This window comes from Arthrobacter sp. TmtSoilC48, assembly GCF_059739425.1.
In genome coordinates this window covers 3,168,237-3,189,259 of the sequence record NZ_AP046049.1, presented here as the reverse complement: position 1 = coordinate 3,189,259, position 21,023 = coordinate 3,168,237, and the positions used below count along the sequence as shown (strand labels likewise).

Genomic DNA, 21,023 nt, shown 5'->3' with positions numbered 1-21,023 from the left:
ACTCAGCATGCCGCCACTACCGGCCGATCTAGAGGTGTCCTCATAGCGTCCCAAGTGGCGCGTGTTGGAGTCGAAAGTGCGCATGTTGGCCGGCTAAGGGGTACAAGTTACTTTAATTGGCCTGAATTTTCTCATCCGCCGACAGCCGGATGTCTTCAATAATGCTCCTCATTCTCCTGTCGTACCACCCTCTCCGAACTGCTGCCGATTCCTTGGAAACGTGGGCTTCGGGCACCATCAGATCCGAACCATGAATTGTGCCGGCCCATTGGTGGAGGTCTGCCGTGCCACCGGAACGCCAGATTGCCTGAGCCAAAGCCGTCGTGTCGTCTCGGAAGGCATCACTCGCGCCACACATGAGAAAGACAGGAGGAAAGCCGGAAAAGTCACCGTCAAGCAGACGGCCAACAGCGAGGTGCGGATAGTCATCAAGGATAGAAGGAGAGGCCTTTCCCAGGACGGCGTTCCACATCACGCGGTACATCTCGGCAACAGCCGTAGAACTGTTGTCGAGTTGTTGATAGGAGATCGAACCTGCCCTGTCGTCAATCATGGCCCCGTCAATGACCAAGCCGGCATAGTCCAGGCCAGCCGCGCGCGCTTCGAAAGCGACTGCTGCTGCCAGGCCGGCGCCGCCGCTGAGTCCATGCAGGAACAGGGCATTCCGCGGATAGTTGAGCTCGTTTGCATGAGCTGCGACCCATAAAAAGGCATCAAGAGAATCCAGCATTCCGGCTGGGGCAGGATGGTCGGGCGCCCGACCGTATTCCACTGCAACGACGAGCAGGGACTGATCTTCAGCGATGTCCAAAATTTGGGGAAGATCCAGTGAGAGCGCCGCACCAGTAACCATCCCGCCGCTATGCAACCAAACAACGGCACCACGTGCCGATTGGTGTGCCGGACCTATGACATGCAGGGTCACGGATCGCCCCTTGCGGCCCTCTATAACCTTCGTGTGAACCGTGAACATTCCGTTACGCGTAATCTGATCATCCCCCAGAATTAATTCCCTCTGTTGAATCATCGCTTCGAGCGCAGCCGCTTGGTCTTCGTATGCCGCCATGCTGGCCATGAACGGTGCAACTTCAGGGTCATAGGGAGGAAGGGGGCCGAGGGCAGAAGGTTGAACTGACATTGATTAGTCCTTTTTCTTTAGGGCCGAATGCGGACACTTAGAGGGGAATCCCTTGAGCCGGCATCCTACTTGTCGCTGACCAGAACGGGCGCTGTGAGGACGTCCAGTTCAGGGATATCGGCCGTCCATGCCTCAACCTCAACGAGTGCGTGCTGAGCAGTGGTGGCCTGCGAAAGACTTGAAGACGGCCTGTCCGATGTCAACACATTGGGATTTCCGTGGCGGCAGAACGAAGGATCATCGGGTGCAGGGTCGTACCAGGCCCCTGCTGAAAGCTGGACAACACCCTTGCGTATGGCAGGAGAAATCTCCAGGCCGGCCAAGCACCTTCCACGGTCGTTTCGAACCAAGACGACCTGTCCGTCCGAGAGTTCACGGGCAGCAGCATCTTCTGGATTCATTCGGAGGGGCTCGCGTCCCCGTATTTTGGACTTTTGACTGGTAGCCCCTATGTCCAACTGGCTGTGTAGTTTGGTCTTGGGTTGATTCGCTATCAGGTGCAGCGGGTAATCGCCAGCTGATCCAAGCCATTCGTCGGGCTCGATCCAAACGGGATGACCGGGACAATCAGGGTAGCCGAAACTGTCGATCGTCGAGGAAAAGATCTCAATCTTGCCACTGGGGGTGGCCAGCGGATTCTCAATTGGATCGCGCCGGAATTCGGAAAACAGGACCTGATCCGGCTTTATCACCGGTATCTCGATCTTCTCGCTCGCCCAAAATGTGTCGAAATCCACGACTGGAGTTCCCTTGTCAGCGAGCCTCTTCTGCCACCCGTCATATAGATGGCGAAGCCAGCCCATTGTGTCGCGGTTTTCGGTGAAGACATCACCCCGCCCCATCTTTTCCGCCACAGCGGCAAAGATATCGAAATCATCCCGCGCTTCTCCAGCGGGCGCCGTCAGAGCGTGCATAGGAAAGAACGTAGGGTCGTTGCGGCCGGCCCCGTAATCGTTTCTCTCAAACGTCATTGTTGCAGGCAGTACTATATCGGCGTGCCGTGCGGTACTCGTCCAGAACTGCTCATTGACGATGACGGTTGCCGGCTTTGACCACGCCTTCCGGAATTTGGCAAGGTCTTGGTGGTGATGGAAGGGGTTGCCGCCCGCCCAATAGATCAATTCGATTTTCGGCAAAGTCAGGCGGTTGCCATTGAAGTCGATCTCGCTGCCCGGTTCGAGCAACATGTCCGAGATCCGTGCTACGGGGATATAGGACGGCTCTTCGTTTCGCCCCTGAGGAAAGGACGGTGCGCTCGATACTCGCAATGGCAATCCTACGTCTGCCGAAGAGCCGTACCCATGCTGGAAACCACCGCCAGGCAGGCCGATCTGGCCCAGCATGGCTGCAAGTGTCACACCGAGCCAAACAGGTTGCTCGCCATGCTGCTGCCGCTGCATTGACCAACTGATGTTAATCATCGTCCGCGAGGCTGCCATCTCGCGCGCAAGCCGAACGATTCGCTCAGCAGGTATCGACGTCAACTTTTCTGCCCATTGAGGATTCTTGGGCGCTCCATCAACTTCACCGCGTACGTAGGACAAGAATTTGTTCGCCCCAACGCAATAACGGTCCAGGAATTGCGAGTCAGCGAGGTTCTCTGCATCCAGAACGAAGGCCAATGCCAGCATCAAAGCGGCGTCACTGCCCGGAACGGGGGCGATCCATTCCGCTTGGGCTTCCCTATAAGTATCATCTGCGATTGGTGATACATCGATGAAGCGGCAGCCGCGCGCAACGGCGTCCTTAATTGCGTTGCGAGCGACGTGCCGACCAATTCCGCCTGGGCCTACTCCGCTGTTTTTTTCTGACAATCCGCCAAAAGCAACGAACAGCTCTGTGTTCTGGCTGACCACGTCCCAGGATGTTGCCTTCGCCATGATTTCAACTGGGGGAGCGATAACGTGCGGAAGCAGTACGCCGGAGGCGCCGTAACTATAGTCGGTCACACCTGCAACGTATCCGCCCAGGGAGTTCAGGAATCTGTGGATTTGGCTTTGGGTGTGATGGAAGCGGCCGGCGCTGGCCCATCCGTATGAGCAGCCGTATACAGCCATGGGCCCGTATTCGGCGTAGACACGGCTAAGTTCCGCACTGACTAGCTCTATGGCCCGTTCCCACGAGACCTCCACGAAGGGCTCGGAACCACGTCCTGATCCACTCCCCGGTCCGTGTTCCAGCCATCCCGAACGAACGGCCGGACGCAGCACGCGAGTTGGATGATGTTGCGCTGAGGCCACATTATCGAGAATGTCTCTGGGGTCCGGATCTCCAGACCATGGTTTGACGGACCGTAGAGACTTTCCGTCGCTCTCAGCTTCGAAGGCTCCCCAGTGTGTCAAATGCGTACCCATGCTTCGGGTCCCCTTGCGTCGTTTCGTGTACGTCGGTCTGGTTCCCGTTCACGTCGTTAGACGTACCAGGCCACTTTGAGAACAGACTAGGTGTCGAAACGGAGTGGTGAACATTGGAGCACAGCCGACAGCGGGTTCGTGTGCTCGGCGAAACTCCAAATCCCCTCAAGAACTACGCATGCAGCACCGTTGCGAACCGGGTGGCAAGCAGTAAAGCTGTGCCGGGGCGAATCAACCTCCTGCGCTCGAGGATGGCTGGAACGCGAACGAAACCATCGACCAATCTTGGTGAATCAGCCAATTCCGGATGCGTAAGAGTGTGGCCAATATCATGTTAGACCGCTGAATTTGGGCGTCCAAACGAGGCCTGGAGCGGCGGTTCCATAATCACGTACCGACCGTGCGAGGCGGACGACACAAAGCGCCTCTCGCGGACAAATCACCTCCTCGGATGGTGCGGCAATAGGTTTTGTCACACCAAGCTTTGGGTACCGCTTGTGGCCCTACCTCGATCATTGGTGATCCAAAAATCGTGAACTAAGAAGGGACAACAAATGGATTTGACGATTCCGGCGGCCGCTGAGCGGTCCACCCAATCGCCCCACCTCACTGGCAACATGGGCTTCTTCCAGCTGATCTTTAGCGTGATGGCCTACAACGCACCGATGGTAGTTGTCATCGGAATTATCCCGATTATGGTCATGGAGGGGGCCGGTATCGGAACTCCCATCTCCTTTGTCGTGGCCGGCATTATCCTGGCTCTGTTCTCAGTTGGATTCACTAGAATGGCAAGGGTGCTGCCCAACCCCGGCGGCTTCTATGCCCTTATCACTGCAGGCCTCGGTCGCCATGTTGGTCTGGGGTCCGGTTATATCGCTTTGCTCGCTTATTTCTGCGTCTACGCCGGCACCTTTTCGTTCGCTGGCATCGTAGCGGGAGAACTCATTACAAACACCCTGCATGGTCCGGAGCTTCCCTGGTATGCCTGGGCGGCCTGCTTTTGGCTGGGTTCAGCGGTCCTCAGCTACTTTAAGGTCGAGTTGTCAGCTAAAGTTCTTACGATATTCCTCTTCTCCGAACTGACCGTCATCGTCATCTACTGCGTCTTGGTTTTCATTAATGGAGGTGCCAATGGTGCTGGCATTTCCTTGGAGCCTCTGAGCCCGGCGCATTGGTTCGACGGAAACTTCAGTCTGGGAGTTCTCCTGGCGATCGGTATGTATGGTGGGTTCGAGGTCACGGTGCTCTTCCGGGAGGAAGTACGTAATCCAGTCCGCGTCATCCCCCGTGCCACCTTCGCGGTCATTGCCATCGCGATGGCGACTTATGCATTGTCGTCGGTTGTATTCATAGGTTCTTTGGGCATCGACAACGTAGTAGGTCTGGCACAGGAAGACCCGACAGGGGCAATGAATGCCAGTATTCACTCCTCTGGCGGAGAATTGCTAGCCACCCTTGCAGCAGTGATGGTCGTTACAAGTACCTTCGCAGTGATCCTGGCTGCGCACAACATCACTGCACGATATGTCTTCAACCTCAGCGCCGATAAAATACTGCCTGAGAGGATGGCCTCGGTCCATAAGCGTCACGGATCGCCGCACATCGCCTCCATCATGACCAGCGCTGCTGCTCTCGTTCTCAATGGTGCCGCCGTTGTTTTCGGACTGGATCCTCTCGTCTTCTACGCGGCGGTACTTGGCATGACCAGCTTCATCGCTCTGGTCATCATCTTTGTCTGCAACCTTTCCGTTGGAACCTATATGCGTCGCAACGGCGGCCAGCTCGCCTCGCCCTGGGCAACCGTTGCTTGCCCGATTCTGGCTGCGGTAGGTCTGGGCAGCGTCCTGGTGATGGCCGCAATAAACTTCCCCATGTTGGTTGGAGGTTCCGAAGTACTAGCCGCTGGACTCATGGCCTTTATAGTCGGTGTGTTCATCTTGGGCGTTGTGACGGCGAGCGTCCATCGCCGTAAGAACGCTGATATTTACAGCCGCATCGGTCGGCAGTAATCGTCCCTTTCCCATGGTAATGACGACGGCGACGCCACCTCGGAAGGGGGCGTCGCCGTCGTCGTTTGTTCACCGTACCGACTCTCGTCCCGCCACGCTGCGCATCAGCGGCCTCCCCCTCCACAAGTCAGCAGCAGCCGCTGTCAGCAACGCCATGGCGTCGGCGACCAGTGCTGATATCAGCCCGTATGTGGCACCCCGGTCATCACAGGCTTGCCCATGCAGGCGATCCATTCCACCCTCGTGTGCCGTGCAACTGCGGCCTGTCCGGGCCGATCACCGCCGCCGGGCCGGTCTTGGTCCCCGCCGCGAAGGAACAAATCCTCCATCACCGAATTGGGAAACAACCGTTACTGATGCATGGCAGGAAAGGGAAAACGCTGGCCGGGGCCATCAAGTCCCCGGCCAGCGCCTTCACGAGTTTTCAGTTCTGCGTACTTGATCCGAAGTCAATGAACGTCGGGCGTAACGACAATCTTGCCGATATGGGTTCTCTTCAGCATCGTCTCCTGAGCCTTACTGAGCTCAGAGAGCGGAAAGACCTCTTCTACGAGAGGCTTGATCTTTCCCTCCTCGATGAGACCGACAAGACGCGCAAACGTCTCGGGCGTAGGGTTAGTGATCCCGTGCAACTCCAGATCCTTATAGATGAGCTCGCGAAGGTCGATACGGCTCACCGGTCCACCGATGGCTCCCGCTGTCGCGTATCGACCTCCACGCCGAAGCATGAGAAGCAAACTCTCGAACATGCTGCCCCCGACAACATCGATAACGACGTCCGCACCGCGTTCACCGATAACAGCTGCTACGGCAGCCGCCAGGTCCGGTACATCTCGAGGGACAAATCCGTCGACGCCGAGTTCTCGCAGCCGTGCCTCTTTGCCAGCACTTGCAATTGCGATAACACGGGCTCCACGTGCCTGCGCCAGCTGGATAGTCGCAGTGCCCACCCCGCCGGCTGCGCCGGTGACGACGACTGTCTCGCCGTCGCTCAGCTCGGTCCGGGCCAGCATCTCCTCGGCAGTGTCGTAAGAGCAGGGGAAAGTGGCGAGCTCGGCGTCACTGAGGTTAGTGCTTACCGGATGGGCGTTCACGGACGGTACGTGCACATACTCTGCGAAACCTCCGTCCCGGTCTCCACCCAGGTACTCAACAATCTGTGCACGGCGGGGAAGCTTCGGATCCCGAACGGACGGGTCGACGACGATTCGAGTACCGATCCGGCTCTCATCCACTCCTTCCCCGACTGCCACGATCGTTCCAGCCACCGAGGCGCCTTGAACCCGGGGAAACGACATTTTCGTGCTATTCCAAGTGGCACCGGCATCGTCGTCGCGCCCCGAACGGCCAAGCTCCTCTGAGACAGACTCCTCGACCACCCGGTCGTACCATCCCGTGCGCGTGTTGATCTCGGTATTGTTGAGTGCGCACGCGCCGACCTTGACCAGGACTTCTCCCGGCCCCGCCACAGGGGTCGGCACGTCGGTCCGGTACACCAGCTGGTCGAGGCCGCCGTGGCCGACCAGCTGGACGGCAGCCATCATTGTGGGAATGTTCGTAATAGTGGTCACTGCTCTCTCTGTCATCTCTTAGTCGTCCAGCTTCTAAAGGTCGAGCCCAGGCTTGACCATGACGTGCTTCAGCTGGGAGTACTCATCCAGACCGTGCAACGATAGCTCGCGGCCGTAGCCCGACTCGCCGTATCCGCCGAATGGCATCTCCGAAACATTGGGAGTGTGCTGGTTGACCCAGACTGTGCCGAAGCGCAGTTCTTTGCTAAAGCGCAGAGTGCGCGCAAGATTGGTCGTCCACACGCTGGCCGACAGGCCGTAATTGACGTCGTTCGCGAGCTGCAGCATCTCATCGTCGCTTTTTGCCGACTGGATACTCACTACCGGGCCGAACACTTCGCTCTGAACGATCTCGTCCGTCTGCTTAACGTCGGTGATCACAGTCGGTTCGATAAACCAGCCCGGACGATCTGCCTGTCGTCCGCCCTGCCTGATCGTGTTGCCGGCTTCCCGAGCGCGTTCGATGAACCCAAGGACGGACTTTAGTTGCCTTTCTGAAATCACCGGCCCCAGTGTCGTGGCAGGATCGGAGGGGTCGCCGAGGACGAGCTCGCTGACTTCTTGGCAGTATGCCTCGACGAATTCCTCGTAGACAGACTCTTCAACGATAATGCGGCAAGCAGCCGTGCAATCCTGGCCAGCGCCCGAATACCCGAAAGCCACGAGGTCCCTGGCCGTCTGGCGAATCGGGCTATCCGCGAACACCAGCACCGGTGCCTTGCCGCCGAGCTCGAGGCCCACCTTCTTGACGGTCTCTGCAGCAGTTGCTGCCACAAACTTGCCGGTGGAGGTTGCGCCAGTGAATGCGATCTTTCGAATTCCGGGGTGTTTGGCCATCGCGGTGCCTGCGGATCCGCTACCCAGGATGAGGTTGATAACGCCTTCAGGAAGGAAGCGGTTGGCGATCTCCACAAGCTTGAGGGTACTGAGGGGTGTAACAGTCGCCGGCTTGAGCAGCATTGTGTTGCCGGCTGCGAGGGCTGGCGCGATCTTCCAAGCTCCCATCAGGAGAGGATAGTTCCAGGGCGTGATGAGCCCGACGACACCGAGCGGCTCCCGCCGAACCCATGAAGTGCTTTCGTTGTCGTACTCATCGACGGCGGGCGCCGTAGAGATCCGGGCAGCACCCGCGAAGAATCGAAGAACATCCACGACAGTCGGCACCACGAAGTCGCGCACATCTCCGATCGGAAGGCCCACGTTCAGGCTCTCGATCCGCGCGAACTCGTCGATTTCCTGCTCGACGGCGTCAGCGATCTTAAGCAGCGCGGCCGCGCGCTCAGCTGGGGACGTGCTTCCCCACGTCTTGAACGCCTCCGAGGCTCGCTGCACGGCAGCATCGACGTCGGAATCAGACGCTATGGGAAATCTGGCGATCACTTCGCCAGTCGCCGGGTTGAATACCTTCGAAGCGTCTTCACCTTTCTCATCAGCGAGGTACGTTTCCGCAAACGCCATAAAGTCCATGCTTTCCAGGGTCATTGTCGAGTTGCTCCTCAGTGGTCGTGGTCGTCGTCCAAGGTTGGGTCACTGTCACGCTCAATCATCGCTTGCCGCGGTGGACGCCGCCTCGTAGATTTTCTGAAACGAACACAGAAAAGTGAGCCCTGGCACAACTGAGAACGATGCGAGGGCATCTGGATCGGCTTTCCGGGTCGCCCCGTTTGGGAATATGGAGATCTCATGATCTGTCATCGGTCACAAGATGCCGTCCGTTACTTCGTAATCTTCCCTAGCCCCTCGCTCGGGCACTTGCGGAAGGATGTTGGCAAGGCATGGATTTCAGTCGAGCGAGGCCGTTCGAACAACGCCATCTACCAAGTGAGGACAAACAATGAAGCTTGACGCTTATGACTACATCATTGTTGGGGGAGGTTCCGCAGGTTGCGTCCTCGCGAACCGTTTGAGCGAAGATCCACAAAACCGAGTATTGGTCCTTGAAGCCGGTCACAGATACTCCTCACTTGATGTCCCCGTGCGAGTGCCTGCAGCATTCCTCTTCCTCATGGGCCACCCTTTCTACGACTGGCGTACCAAGTCGGAGCCGGAGACAGGGCTTAAGGGTCGTCGAATCGACCACTATCACGGCAGAGTCATGGGTGGAAGCAGCTCGATTAACGGGATGTTTTATCAGCGCGCCAATCCACTCGTTTATGAGCGCTGGGCCCAAGAGACCGGAACCGAAGAATGGGATTACGCTCACGTTCTTCCGTATTTTAAGCGGATCGAGACGTTCAAGGGCTCGGATCCCACCGGTGAGTACCGTGGTCAATCTGGACCTATTCCAGTTAATCAGCACCATCACAACGGATCGCGCAACCCGTTGTTCGATGCGCTCTTCTCAGCGGCCGAGCAATCGGGCTACGAACTCGTCAATAACGTCAACGGCTACCGCCAGGAGGGCTTCTCCTCGTTCGATTCAAACATCGAGAACGGCGAACGCTACAACGCTGCGCGCACCTATTTTGCCCCGGTGAAGAAGCGGAAAAACCTCGACGTCATCACAGGCGCTCGAGCAACACGGGTGGTCTTCGAGGGGACACGCGCAGTCGGCGTCGAGTTTGCCACCCGGTTCCGGAAGCGGACCATCGCCAGAGGCGCTGAAGTCATCCTGAGCGGCGGTGCGTACAACTCGCCGCAGCTGCTGCAGCTGTCGGGCGTCGGTAACGCCGCCGAGCTAAGGGAGCATGGCATCGACGTCATCGCCGATCTGCCTGGTGTCGGCGAGAACCTGCAGGATCACCTTGAAGCGTTCATCATGTTCGAGTGCAAACAGCCCGTCTCCAACCAGAGCATCGTCAAAAAGCACACCTATCCGATGACAGGTCTCAAGTGGTTGTTCAATAAGACAGGGCCGGGTGCGTCGAATCACTTCGAAGGCGGCGGGTTCGTCCGCTCGTTCGATGACGCCCCCATGCCGAACCTGATGCTCACCATGCTCACGCTTGGGGTGCGGAACGACGGCACCCCTGCCGAGACTCCTCACGCGTATCAAATCAACCTCGGTCCGCAGCAGCCACAGTCGAAGGGGCACATTAAGTTGCGGAACAGCGATCCGTTCGAGCAGCCCGTTGCGACGTTCAATTATCTGTCCACCGAACGTGATCGCCAGGAATGGATTGACGGTGTTCGCACTACCCGGGCCCTTATGAATCAGCCCGCTTTCGCAGCATTCAACGGCGGTGAGCTTTCGCCTGGCCCCGAAGTTCAGACGGACGAGGAGATCCTCGACTGGGTCTCCAAGGATGCCGAGACGACATACCACCCGTGCGGGACCTGCAAGATGGGGAACGATGACCAGTCAGTCGTTGACCCCCACAGCTTCCGGGTGCACGGAGTTGAGGGCCTTCGAGTTGTCGATGCGTCGGTGATGCCGTCTATCCCAAATGCGAACCTCTATGCGCCAGTCATGATGATCGCCGAGAAGGCAGCCGACGTCATCCTCAACAAGGATCCGCTCCCCGCTGAGCACGTCGACTTTTACCGGCATGCTGCGGCCGAGGGTCTCAGCCTCTAGCACGAGGATTCGACCAGCTCGCGGGCATGGGACCGTCCGCAGCAGTCTGCCTCTTCTTCAAGTCAGTTCGACGGCGCGGTGCGGCTTCGCGTGGAAGCCGCAGCCCGCCGTCGTGCCTGTTTCGACTTGGATCCGAATCGCCGTGCTTGGCTGATGTCATGTGGCGACTGAACACGAACGAACAGTCATCCGAACGCTCTTGGTGCATTGGCCGATGTTCCAGATGTATTGCCGGCGTAATCAAAAGCCGTACCCACCGAACTTGAGGTGTCCTCGCGACGCCCACAGTGGCGGTTCCGAGATGACCGACCAACGTTGATGCGGTGAATCCGACAATGTCGCATGCTTCCCGGGCGATGAACATCGAAAAGATCATGCAACTTTATCAAGTTACTTGTGTATAATTATGCGAATGAGCGACGTTATAACGTGTTCCTCTATCGAGAATCTGAATCCGCTACTTCATACACCTCATACAGAGCGGAGGAAGCCTGTGGGCACAAATGGATCGTTGGACCGTCCTGCCGATTTTCCGTGGACGACCGCTTCCAACTTGGCAGGCATATCGCGCGTCAGCTCAAACGGAATCACGCTTGCCGTACGAGAGCATTCGTTCGATGACTGACTCGCCTGCGCCCTCCCGATTGGTTCCGGCTCTGATTTATGCAGCCCTTTCGACGTCGATCGTGAGTTCGCTCGGCATGTTGCTGGTGCCTGCTATATCTCGCGAGATGGATGTTTCGGTCAGCAACGCGCAGTGGATGCTCACCGTCAACCTGTTGTTTGGAGCGATCTCAACACCAATAATGGGGCGTCTAAGCGATGGCCCCCATAAGAAGCGGCTTCTCCTGGTCTCCTTGACCGTCATCCTTGTTGGCTCCGTGGTGGCGGCCTTGGCGCCAAACTTTACGGTATTCCTCATCGGTCGAGCCCTTCAAGGATTGACCTATGGAATAGTACCGGTGACGATTGCTCTTGCCCGCCGCTACGCTTCGGCCGACAAAGTGCAGGTTTCTATCTCCAGCCTATCCGTGACGGTGGCTACCGGCCTGGGACTTGGGTACCCCTTGACGGGAGTGATCGCGGGCCTAACGGATTTTCGTGTCGCGTTCTGGTTTGCAGTGCTTTTTGTAGTTTCCGCAATCGTAGTGGTGTTCGTTGCAGTTCCGGCAGGACCTGATACGCAAGCCGCGCGTTTACCGTTCGATTACTGCGGAGCCGCGTTGCTCAGCCTAGGTCTGGGCGGACTACTGCTCAGTGTGAGCGAGGCACCAACGTGGGGGTGGGCATCTCCGTGGACAATGGGCAGCTTTGCTTTGGCCGCTCTCTTTCTGTTCCTTTGGGTCAGGACCGGGCTTCGATTGCGGGACCCCCTGATCAACCTACGAGTATTCCGGCACGGTGAGGTCTTGCTCGCTAATGCCACTGGAACCGGATTAGGCGCCGCACTGTACATCGGCCTCTCAATTTCAAGTCTCGTCGCACAAGCTCCCCTGTCCACCGGGTATGGCATCGCCCTTCCGGTCTTCTGGGCTGGATTCGTGATGCTGCCGCTCTCCGTGGGAAGCTTCGCGGCCAACCGACTGGTCCGCTGGCTCTCACGACGAATAAAGCTAACAACGCTTCTGCCGATTGGTGCCGGCATTATGACCGGGGCTGGAATGTTGCTCTGGTTTGCCCACGATGAACTCTGGGAGATTCTGGCGGGGATGGTCACTTTCGGTGTCGGTATGGGGGCCAGTTACGCCGCAATGCCTGCTCTCATTGCACGAAGCGTGGCTAGGGCGGAATTGGGAAGTTCCGTGAGCTTCAACCAGGTCTTACGATCAGTTGGCGCTTCCTTCGGCACCGCCGTTTCTGGCGCTGTGCTCGCGGCGAATATGGCACCTGACCTCCACGCAACCGGGGACGGAATCCGGGCAACCTTCGCGATCGGTGCGCTGCTCTGCATGGCGGTGTTCATAGCGCTGCTTATCCACGCATTCGTCGGTCGTCGTCGCCATATCGGCCTGGGGTGACCGTTCATTTAAGGGCTTGCTGCACAGGCTGGGATGTGTAGTCTGCGGTGAGGCGGGGAGCACACGCTCGACAACATATGCGGAGGGGAGAAGGTTTGGAACGTCGGCAGGGCACTCGGCCAGCTGCCAGCGGCACAGTCGGGGCGGCGATGGTGAGGTTCCCCAAGACGCTCCCTCGGACCTCGACCGTTGGCGAAGTTCGTTCCCTCTTCGCTGACGGCCACGTGCAGCTGGCCTTAGTGGTCGCGGCAGACGGACAGCTTTTGACCACCATCGAACGCTCTGACATTGCGGCGGAAGCGCCCGACGAAGCGCCGGCAGTCCATTTGGGAAGGCTTGAGGATAGGACAGCCTCGGAGTGGTGGCCCATCAGTCGGACGACCGCGTGGCTCAAGCTCTTAGGACGACGCCGGCTCGCAGTTGTCGACGCCGGCGGGCATCTGAGGGGCCTCCTCTGCCTCAAGCGCAGCGGAACAGGATACTGCTCAGACGCAGGCGTCCTTGCCCGGCAGCGGGAACAGGCCGAAGCGTGCGTTGGAGAGTATCCGAGCTGCACCTGAGTCTGCCGTATATTCTCCACTTTCCACTCTGTCGCTCCTTCTCATATATTCCTCTCAACTCTCGCTGAAGAAATCAAGCCATTTAGCCACGCAGCTCCCGGAGGAATCCCTCTGCCTGGTCGGAACCTTAAGTGGGGCTACGCCCCCCATTGTCGGGATAAGAGCGCAACTCGCTCATGCGTATGTGCCGAGCGAAAGCTTCCTAACGTTCGAATTTTCTCGAAATCTGCCGCATCTGACTCCTATGACCGGGAATCGACCGCGGCCATAGCACAGGAGCCTGAACCAGCATGACGACTGAAAACTACGCGGGAACGGGCAAAAGTAACAGTATCGCCGTGGTGAAACCCCTTGAGTCGGGTTTTGCCGCGGGAACCTCGACAGGCTACCGGATAGTCGAGACGGAACCGGGCAGACTGCGCGGCGGGGTCGCCGATGGGCTGGCCGTGTTCAAGGGCATCCACTATGGTGCATCGACGGCGGGGCCCAATCGCTTCCTGCCGCCTCGGCCGGTCACGCCCTGGGCGGGGGTGCGGGACGCGCTCGAGCTAGGTCCTCAATGTCCCCAGATCAACCCGGACTTCCCTGACTGGGTGGACCCCAGCGTTGAAAACGAGGACTGCCTCGTTCTCAACGTCTGGGCGCCGGACCACGCGACCATGTCCTCGAACCTGCCGGTCTTGGTCTGGTTGCACGGGGGGGCCTTCATCTGGGGTTCGGCGGGCGCGCCGTTCTACGACGGGGGCAGCATGGCGCGCCGGGGTGACGTCATCGCCGTCGGCGTCAACCACCGGCTAAACGCATTCGGATACACGTATCTCGGTGAGTCTGCCGACGAGCGGTTCGCTACCTCGGGAAATGTCGGCCAGCTCGATCTCGTTGCCGCGCTGCAGTGGGTGAGGGAGAACATCTCGTCCTTCGGCGGCGACCCGGACAACGTCACAATCTTCGGCCAGTCCGGAGGAGGAGCCAAGGTGATCGGCCTGATGGCGATGGAGGAGGCCAAAGGCCTCTTCCATAAGGCCATCGTGATGAGCGGCTCCCTGCTCAGTTCCAACACGGCCGAGGATGCCTCAACCGTAACGGCGGGCCTCTACCGGGAACTGGGCATCCGCCACGGCGACCTCCAGGCCCTGCAGGCGGCCCCGGCGAAGGCGATTGCGCAGTATGTGGAGAAGGTGACCGACCCGCCTTTGACCCCGAACGGATTGACGGCCTCCTTGAAATACGGGCCGGTAATCGACGGCAGAATCCTGAGGGGTAACTCTTGGGCAGATGGTGCTCCGGAGTCTGCCCGCCACATCCCGATGATGATCGGTACCGATCTGCACGAGACGGTGGGTTTTGCCGGCTTCGTCCCAGGGGAGCTGGAAATACCGCCCGCCGACGATCTCGAGTTCGCGCGGAGACTGGCGCCGTACGCCATCGTCAGCAACGTCAAGGTTGAGGAGCTCGTCCCCCTGATTGATGAATACCGGCGGGCCATGCCGTCGCTGCCACAGACGGAGCTTTCGCTGCGGATCACGACCGACATCGGCTTTTGGAACAGCGCAGTGCGGCAAAGCTCTGCCAAGGCCGAACAGGCAGGGGCCCAGGTCTTCGCGTATGAATGCCAATGGAGGACTCCGTGTTTCGATGGCAGGTGGTCTCCGCACGGCGTTGAGCTTCCGTTCGTCTTCAACCGTCAGGACTACGGTGTGGCCTGGGACGGCGAGGACTCCAATGAGGCACGCACCGCCGCCGACCCGAATGGAGACCGGTTCAATGTAGGGGACAAGATGTTCGATGCCTGGATGAACTTCGCCAGGACGGGCGACCCCTCAACGGACAGCCTGGCCTGGCCGGCCTACAACACGGCCTCGCGCCCGACTATGGTTTTCGACAAACACACCCGTGTGGTCAATGACCTCCGAGGAGACCTTCGGCCGCACATCACGGCGCTCACGATCTGGTGAAGGCACAGCACACCCGGGTTACCCGCCCCGTCGCCGTCTAAAGCAGCAAAGTGAGGGTGTCGACGTCCTTAACGGCGCTTTGGGGACTCCCTTCGTCGATGGGGGGCTTCCGCACGCCTGGCCTAGAAGGACGCAAACTCTCTGTCCAAACAACTTGACCAAGGTAGTCTGCGGCCGCTCGATGTATCGGGCTTGTGGGATACACCAACGGCGATCTCCCTTTTATGAAAATCAACAATTAACGGTGATCTTTTTCACAGATAAGTTCTTTATCAATCGTCATCGGTCTGTCCGATGCACCGAACATGGAGGTGTACCACATGGATCACAGCAGTCACGAGTCATCCGCAGCCAGGCCCGTCAATGCGTTCAAGCTGGAGGCTTCCCGACGGCAGGTGCTTGCGGTCGGCGGCATCAGCCTCGGCGCACTATTGCTGGCTGCTTGCACCAGCTCGCCTGGCACCGGTTCAGAACAGTCCGGGGGAGTTCCCCAGAAGGGCGGTACGCTGCGCATCGCGATCAGTGATGGTAGCAGTTCGGACACCCTGGATCCTGGTACGGCTCTCACCGGCAATGTATCCACAATCATAAAGGCGATCTATGACCCGCTCGCTGTTACCGACAAGGACTTTGTGGCGCAGCCTGCTCTCGCGACCTCGTGGGATGTAAACGCTGCTGCCACGCAGTGGACGATCCACCTTCGGGACGGCGTCAAGTGGCATGACGGAACTGATTTCACGTCAAAGGACGTCGTTTACACCATCAGCCGCTGGCTCGATCCAAAGTCCGGGAGTTCTATGAACGCATTCATGTCGCCTTATGTCGATATGAATGGGGTCTCGGCACCCGATGCCTCGACTGTAGTGCTCAATCTTAAGAAGCCCAACAGCGTCTTGATGCAGACTATTGGCAACTCCCTAAGTCACATAGTTAAGGAGGGTACTACTGATTTCAGCGGTACCACTGTCGTGGGCACGGGGCCGTTCAAGATCACGGCTTGGAGCCCGGGATCCAGCTGGAAGGTTGCGCGGAACGACGCTTACTGGGGTGGGGCGCCGTACTTGGACGGGGTAGAAGCGACGATTACGCCGGATCAGGGCGCCAAGCTGCAGTCCGCCCTGTCGGGAGCGGCAGATGTCACAGATTTGATTCCAATCTCATTGTGGGCAGGGATTCAAGGCCGCGACGATCTGGTGCTCGAAACGATCAAGAATCAGCGAACCTGGATTTATGCCTTTGATCAGCGCGTCGCGCCGTTCAACGATCCGCGAGTGCTCGATGCCATTAAGCTTGCAACCGACCGCGACAAGATGGTTGAAACCGCGCTGCAGGGCCACGGCTCGGCAGCGGCGGACGTGTTTATTGCCCCTGATTCTTCTTGGAATCCTCCTGGCCTTAAGCCCGAGTACGCCCCCGATAAGGCGAAGTCGTTGCTGGCCGAGGCGGGTTTCCCGAATGGCCTGGATATCAAGTTGAGTGTTACCGATTCGGTGCCTGGGATGTTGGACGCTGCTCAAGCATGGCAGCAGGCCGTCAAGGGTGCAGGGATCAACGTGACATTGGATCAGTACTCGCCGGACACGTACTGGTCCAAGGGGTACATGGTTACTCCTGCTTTCATGTCGTACTGTCCTCAGGTCTTCCCTCCGTCCCGGTTTGATGCCAGCTACCGCTCCACCGCAGCTTGGCCGTACAGCCACTTCTCGGATCCGGCCCTGGACAAGATCGTTGATGAGCTTTACACCACCACGGATCCGAGCCGGCAGATTGAACTGACTCAGAAGGCCTTCCTTCAAGCCAGGAAGACTTTTGGCATTCTGCTTCCTGTGTGGGCGGACGCGGCTTATGCTCGTTCCTCCAAAGTCAACGGCCTGTTCATCACTGTTGACACGGTGGATTTCAGAAAGACGTGGTTGGCCTGAAAGCCGAGGGACGGGCAGACACGATCGATGATTCGCAACTGAGAAGGGTAATGACATGACAAGCGTGGCAGCGGAACCCGTAGCCGACCCGGTGGTGGTTGGCGGCAGGAGTATGTCTCGCGTTTTGGCGTTGAGCCGTCAGCTTCTGATGTCGGTTCTGACGCTCGTGCTGATTTCATTCATAGCGTTCGTAGCAATGAACCGTTCAGGTGAGCAAATCGCGCGCAACGCCCTAGGGATCAACGTCACCGACGAGCAGTTGCAATCGTTCATCACGGTGCAGGGACTGGATCGTCCGTTGCTCGTTCGATACTTCGACTGGCTCGGTCACTACATCCAGGGTGATTGGGGAACAACTCTGATCTCAAAAGTACCGATCAAGCCGCTGGTACTTCCTGCTTTCGCCCACACGGCAGAGCTCGCTTTGGCATCTCTGGCCTGGTCCCTTCCCGTTGCCATCCTACTGGGAGTGTTCATGGCTCGAAAAGGAGGGTTCTTTGACCGAGTTGCATTCGTTGTGATGACAGTGCTGGCCGCGCTCCCGGAGTTTGTCATCGGACTGGGCCTGATGATCCTTTTGGCCGTCCAGGTTCGCTGGCTGCCCGTTGGCTCGTCTGCCGCCGCGGGGGAGGTTACTGCTGCCTGGTTCCTGGCATTCATCCTCCCCGCGTTGACTTTGGGACTGAGTGTCGTGCCTTACGTTTCACGAATAGCACGTGCGTCCGTTTCGGAGGCATTGAACGCACCGTTCACAAGGAACGCCGTTCTGCGGGGGTTGCCCAGGCGACTAGTTGTATGGCAACACGCCACCCGGTCCGCGGCCGTCCCGCTCGTGCACGCCGTTGCACTAGTCATGACGTACCTGCTGGGCGGAGCCATCATCGTTGAGAACGTGTTCGGTTTCCCAGGGCTGGGCCGTCTTTTGATTCAGGCCATCACCCAGGGTGACACCAACTCTGCTCTCTCGATAACCGTGCTACTGGGGGCGGTATTTATCGCACTTAGTTTCATCGCGGATATCTTCGTCACGTATCTCAACCCACGATTGAAGGCAGCCCGATGAGCGTTGATTCCATACCTCAAGCCACAGCTGTTCATCGTCGGCCAGTACGTAAGTTTCGTCCTCTGAGACCCATTACCCACACCTGGTCGGGTCGCTTCGGACTGGTCATTGTCAGCGCCGTCCTGCTCGTGCTCATTCTCGGTCCGGCATTGGCTCCACATGCGTACGATCAGCTTGCTGTCGGGCGCCCGCTGTCGCCGCCCAGCAGCGGTCTGCCGTTCGGAACGGACCACTTGGGGCGGGACGTTTTCAGCAGATTCCTACTGGGCGGCCAGATGGTGTTGCTGATTCCCCTCGCGGCCGTTGCACTGGCGACTATCACCGGGGGCTTGCTGGGGATGGTTGCTGCATATGCCGGGGGAGTGTTCGATAAGGTGGTTGCCCGAGTCTTCGACATTCTCCTGACTCTCCCGCCCCTGCTCATTGCCCTGTCCGTTATAGCTGGGTTCGGCTCGTCGGCGACAGTTCTGTTGATTACGGTGGCTGTTGTGTTCGTACCGCCAATCGGACGAGTCGCCCGGGGTGCCACGCTGGCAGTTGTCACGGCCGATTATGTCCAAGCCGCTCGGGCCCGCGGCGAGCGTGCTGTTTCCATTGTCGTGCGGGAGATCGCCCCGAACATCGTCGGGCCGCTCGTCTCGGATCTTGCCCTCAGGATCACCTACGGCGTGCTCTTCGTTGCAGCCCTCAATTTCCTTGGCCTCGGAGCTACGCCACCCTCCCCTGACTGGGCCCTATCTATCGCGACCAGCTTGGGCTACGTGCAGGTTCAGCCCTGGGCGGCTCTCGCGCCGGTAGTCGGCATCGCCGCGCTGTCGGTTGGCCTCAACCTGATCGCAGATGCGATCATCTCCTACGTCAACAAAGACACTACGAAGGACTTCATGCTATGAGTACCTCGGTCGCACTGGAAGTGCGAGGCCTCTCAGTGGGGTACGGCCTGCGGAACGGCGTCCTGAAAGAGGTCGTGAGCGACGTCGATTTCGTGCTGGAGCGAGGAAAGATCCTCGGAATGGCGGGCGAATCCGGCTGTGGCAAGAGCACGACGGCGTTGGCGGCGATCGGTTATCGGCCGGGCGCCATGCAAGTGCCCGCCGGCCAGTCAAAGCTGGGCGACATTGATCTTCTGAAGATCCCCCTTGAACAACTTCGACGCATATGGGGGAGCAAGGTAGTTTACATGCCCCAAGCGTCGTCGAATGGATTGACTCCGGCCTTGACTATTGGGCGTCAGATGGCCGAGCCCATGAAGATCCACCTCGGGCTAACCGGACAAGCCAACTATGACAGGCAAGTGGAGCTTTTGAAGGAGGTCGGCGTCCCTAATCCGGAGGCCGCGCTTCGACGTTATCCGCATCAGTTCAGTGGTGGTCAGCAACAGCGGATCAACCTGGCGATTGCTATCTCATGCAATCCCGAGGTGTTGATCCTCGACGAACCGACGACTGGGTTGGACGTTACGACCCAAGCAAGGATCGTCAAACTTCTCCGACGCGTAGTGGAGGAGCACCAGACCGCTGCCTTGTTCGTTAGCCATGACCTGCCTCTCCTCGCGGAGGTCTCCGACCGAATCGCGATTATGTATGCGGGCCAAGTCATCGAGTCCGGTCCAGCGGGTGAATTGATGTCACGTCCAGAGCACCCCTACACCAGGGCACTGCTGGCGGCCGTTCCGGATGCAACCGGCACTCGTGCGTTATCAGGGATCCCCGGGGCACCGCCTCCAGGGGTTGTAGCTGGGGCCTGTCCCTTCGCACCACGCTGCCAGTTCAGTATCAAGAGCTGCTCGGAATCCAACCCCAAGCTGTTGCCGCTGCGGCCAACACACAACGTCCGGTGCCTCCGGGCTGGCAACTACGAAACACTTTCGATAAGTGACCGACCTGGAGTCCTGGGCACAGTCGAGGATTCAACGTCGCTGCTTTCTGTTGATGATGTCTGGTGCGAGTACGGCTCGCGTGGTCATGCGATCCCGGTCGTCAAGGGAGTCACATTCAGCGTCGCCCCAGGTGAGACGCTCGCCTTTGTCGGCGAATCGGGCAGTGGAAAATCAACTCTTCTGCGTGCCATTGCAGGACTGCACCCACGCAGCAGTGGAGAAATTCAGTTTGATGGGGCCACACTGGCCCCAGACGTGGGAAAGAGGTCACGCTCCGCGCGGCGCGACGTGCAAATAGTCTTCCAAAACCCCGACATGTCTCTAAACCCGCGGCACGACGTAATGAGCCTCGTCACCAGGCCACTGCATCTCTTTGCTCCCGAGCTATCCAAGGCCGACCGTGAAGAACGAGCACGTAAAATCCTGGCGGACGTAAATCTTCCCGAATCAATGGTCCATCGATACCCAAGTGAGCTCTCTGGTGGGCAGAAGCAACGCATAGCCATCGCACGGGCATTCGTGACGAATCCACGGCTGATTCTTGCCGACGAAATCACCTCAGCACTTGATGTGTCCGTGCAGGCTGCAATACTCGATCTCCTATCCGGACTGTCTGCTGAGTACGGCACGTCTGTAGTATTCGTCACCCATGACCTCGCGGTAGTACGCGCAATAGCCCATCGCGCGCTCGTTTTGCAGAAGGGCGTTGTCAGGGAGATCGGTCCGGTCACCCAACTGTTCGATTCACCGGCGGACGACTACACGCGTGAACTCGTTGGCGCCATCCCCATGTTCAGGCCACAAACGTATGGAGTCGAACCAACGAGCTCACTTACCTGAAAAGTCGCAAGTACGGCTTCGATCTTGAGGTTGAAGCCGTACTGTGCGAGTTCAACGGATCGTGTTCATCACGGCTCCCCCTTGACGTGAACCCTGCCGTACATGGCCACTTCACTGTCGCCGGAATCGCCGCCGGCGTCGCTGTTATATGCCGAGACCGTGGTAGCCCTTCTCTGACGGGCCGGGTCGTTATCTAT

Annotated in this window: 12 protein-coding genes; 8 read left to right on the top strand and 4 right to left on the bottom strand. The window is 58.6% G+C overall.

The genetic code is table 11. The features are described 5' to 3' along the window. Positions 1 to 112: 112 nt before the first annotated feature. Positions 113 to 1,075 carry an alpha/beta hydrolase fold domain-containing protein gene (locus AC6I97_RS14775; protein ID WP_497945278.1) on the bottom strand — a complete coding sequence of 321 codons (963 nt, stop codon included), beginning with the start codon at positions 1,073 to 1,075 and terminating at the stop codon, positions 113 to 115. Between the two features lie 128 nt (positions 1,076 to 1,203). Then, positions 1,204 to 3,492 (bottom strand): molybdopterin-dependent oxidoreductase, encoded by a 2,289-nt coding sequence (locus AC6I97_RS14770; RefSeq protein ID WP_497945277.1) that lies wholly within the window; start codon positions 3,490 to 3,492, stop codon positions 1,204 to 1,206. Between the two features lie 554 nt (positions 3,493 to 4,046). Here AC6I97_RS14770 and AC6I97_RS14765 point away from each other — a divergent pair. Next, the gene (locus AC6I97_RS14765) at positions 4,047 to 5,501 is read left to right on the top strand and encodes an APC family permease (protein WP_224089838.1); all 1,455 of its coding nucleotides are present in this window, start codon (positions 4,047 to 4,049) and stop codon (positions 5,499 to 5,501) included. A 449-nt stretch (positions 5,502 to 5,950) separates the two neighbouring features. On the opposite strand, the gene AC6I97_RS14760 is transcribed toward AC6I97_RS14765, so the two are convergent. Continuing rightward, entirely contained in the window at positions 5,951 to 7,072 is a 1,122-nt protein-coding gene (locus tag AC6I97_RS14760; RefSeq protein WP_224089840.1) for an alcohol dehydrogenase family protein, read from the bottom strand. A 33-nt stretch (positions 7,073 to 7,105) separates the two neighbouring features. Continuing rightward, positions 7,106 to 8,554 (bottom strand): aldehyde dehydrogenase family protein, encoded by a 1,449-nt coding sequence (locus tag AC6I97_RS14755; RefSeq protein WP_224089842.1) that lies wholly within the window; start codon positions 8,552 to 8,554, stop codon positions 7,106 to 7,108. Between the two features lie 352 nt (positions 8,555 to 8,906). Here AC6I97_RS14755 and AC6I97_RS14750 point away from each other — a divergent pair, with 352 nt between their 5' ends. The 7 genes from AC6I97_RS14750 to AC6I97_RS14720 all read left to right on the top strand — a co-directional run bounded on the left by AC6I97_RS14750 (position 8,907) and on the right by AC6I97_RS14720 (position 20,826). Further along, the gene (locus AC6I97_RS14750; protein ID WP_497945276.1) at positions 8,907 to 10,589 is read left to right on the top strand and encodes a choline dehydrogenase; all 1,683 of its coding nucleotides are present in this window, start codon (positions 8,907 to 8,909) and stop codon (positions 10,587 to 10,589) included. A gap of 617 nt (positions 10,590 to 11,206) precedes the next feature. Continuing rightward, the gene (locus AC6I97_RS14745) at positions 11,207 to 12,607 is read left to right on the top strand and encodes an MFS transporter (RefSeq protein WP_497945275.1); all 1,401 of its coding nucleotides are present in this window, start codon (positions 11,207 to 11,209) and stop codon (positions 12,605 to 12,607) included. Positions 12,608 to 13,457: 850 nt separating this feature from the next. Next, the gene (locus AC6I97_RS14740; protein WP_497945274.1) at positions 13,458 to 15,122 is read left to right on the top strand and encodes a carboxylesterase/lipase family protein; all 1,665 of its coding nucleotides are present in this window, start codon (positions 13,458 to 13,460) and stop codon (positions 15,120 to 15,122) included. A gap of 320 nt (positions 15,123 to 15,442) precedes the next feature. After that, positions 15,443 to 17,044, top strand: coding sequence for an ABC transporter substrate-binding protein (locus tag AC6I97_RS14735; RefSeq protein WP_224089845.1), 1,602 nt, complete (start codon positions 15,443 to 15,445; stop codon positions 17,042 to 17,044). A gap of 55 nt (positions 17,045 to 17,099) precedes the next feature. Next, a complete protein-coding gene (locus AC6I97_RS14730; RefSeq protein ID WP_224089846.1) occupies positions 17,100 to 18,107 on the top strand; it encodes an ABC transporter permease in 1,008 nt (335 codons plus the stop codon). Beyond that, positions 18,104 to 19,000 carry an ABC transporter permease gene (locus AC6I97_RS14725; protein WP_497945273.1) on the top strand — a complete coding sequence of 299 codons (897 nt, stop codon included), beginning with the start codon at positions 18,104 to 18,106 and terminating at the stop codon, positions 18,998 to 19,000. Before AC6I97_RS14730 ends, AC6I97_RS14725 begins: the two co-directional genes overlap by 4 nt. Next, positions 18,997 to 20,826: a dipeptide ABC transporter ATP-binding protein gene (locus AC6I97_RS14720; RefSeq protein ID WP_497945272.1), complete on the top strand. Its 1,830-nt coding sequence runs from the start codon at positions 18,997 to 18,999 to the stop codon at positions 20,824 to 20,826. The genes AC6I97_RS14725 and AC6I97_RS14720 overlap by 4 nt, the downstream gene beginning before the upstream one ends. Positions 20,827 to 21,023 lie beyond the last annotated feature (197 nt).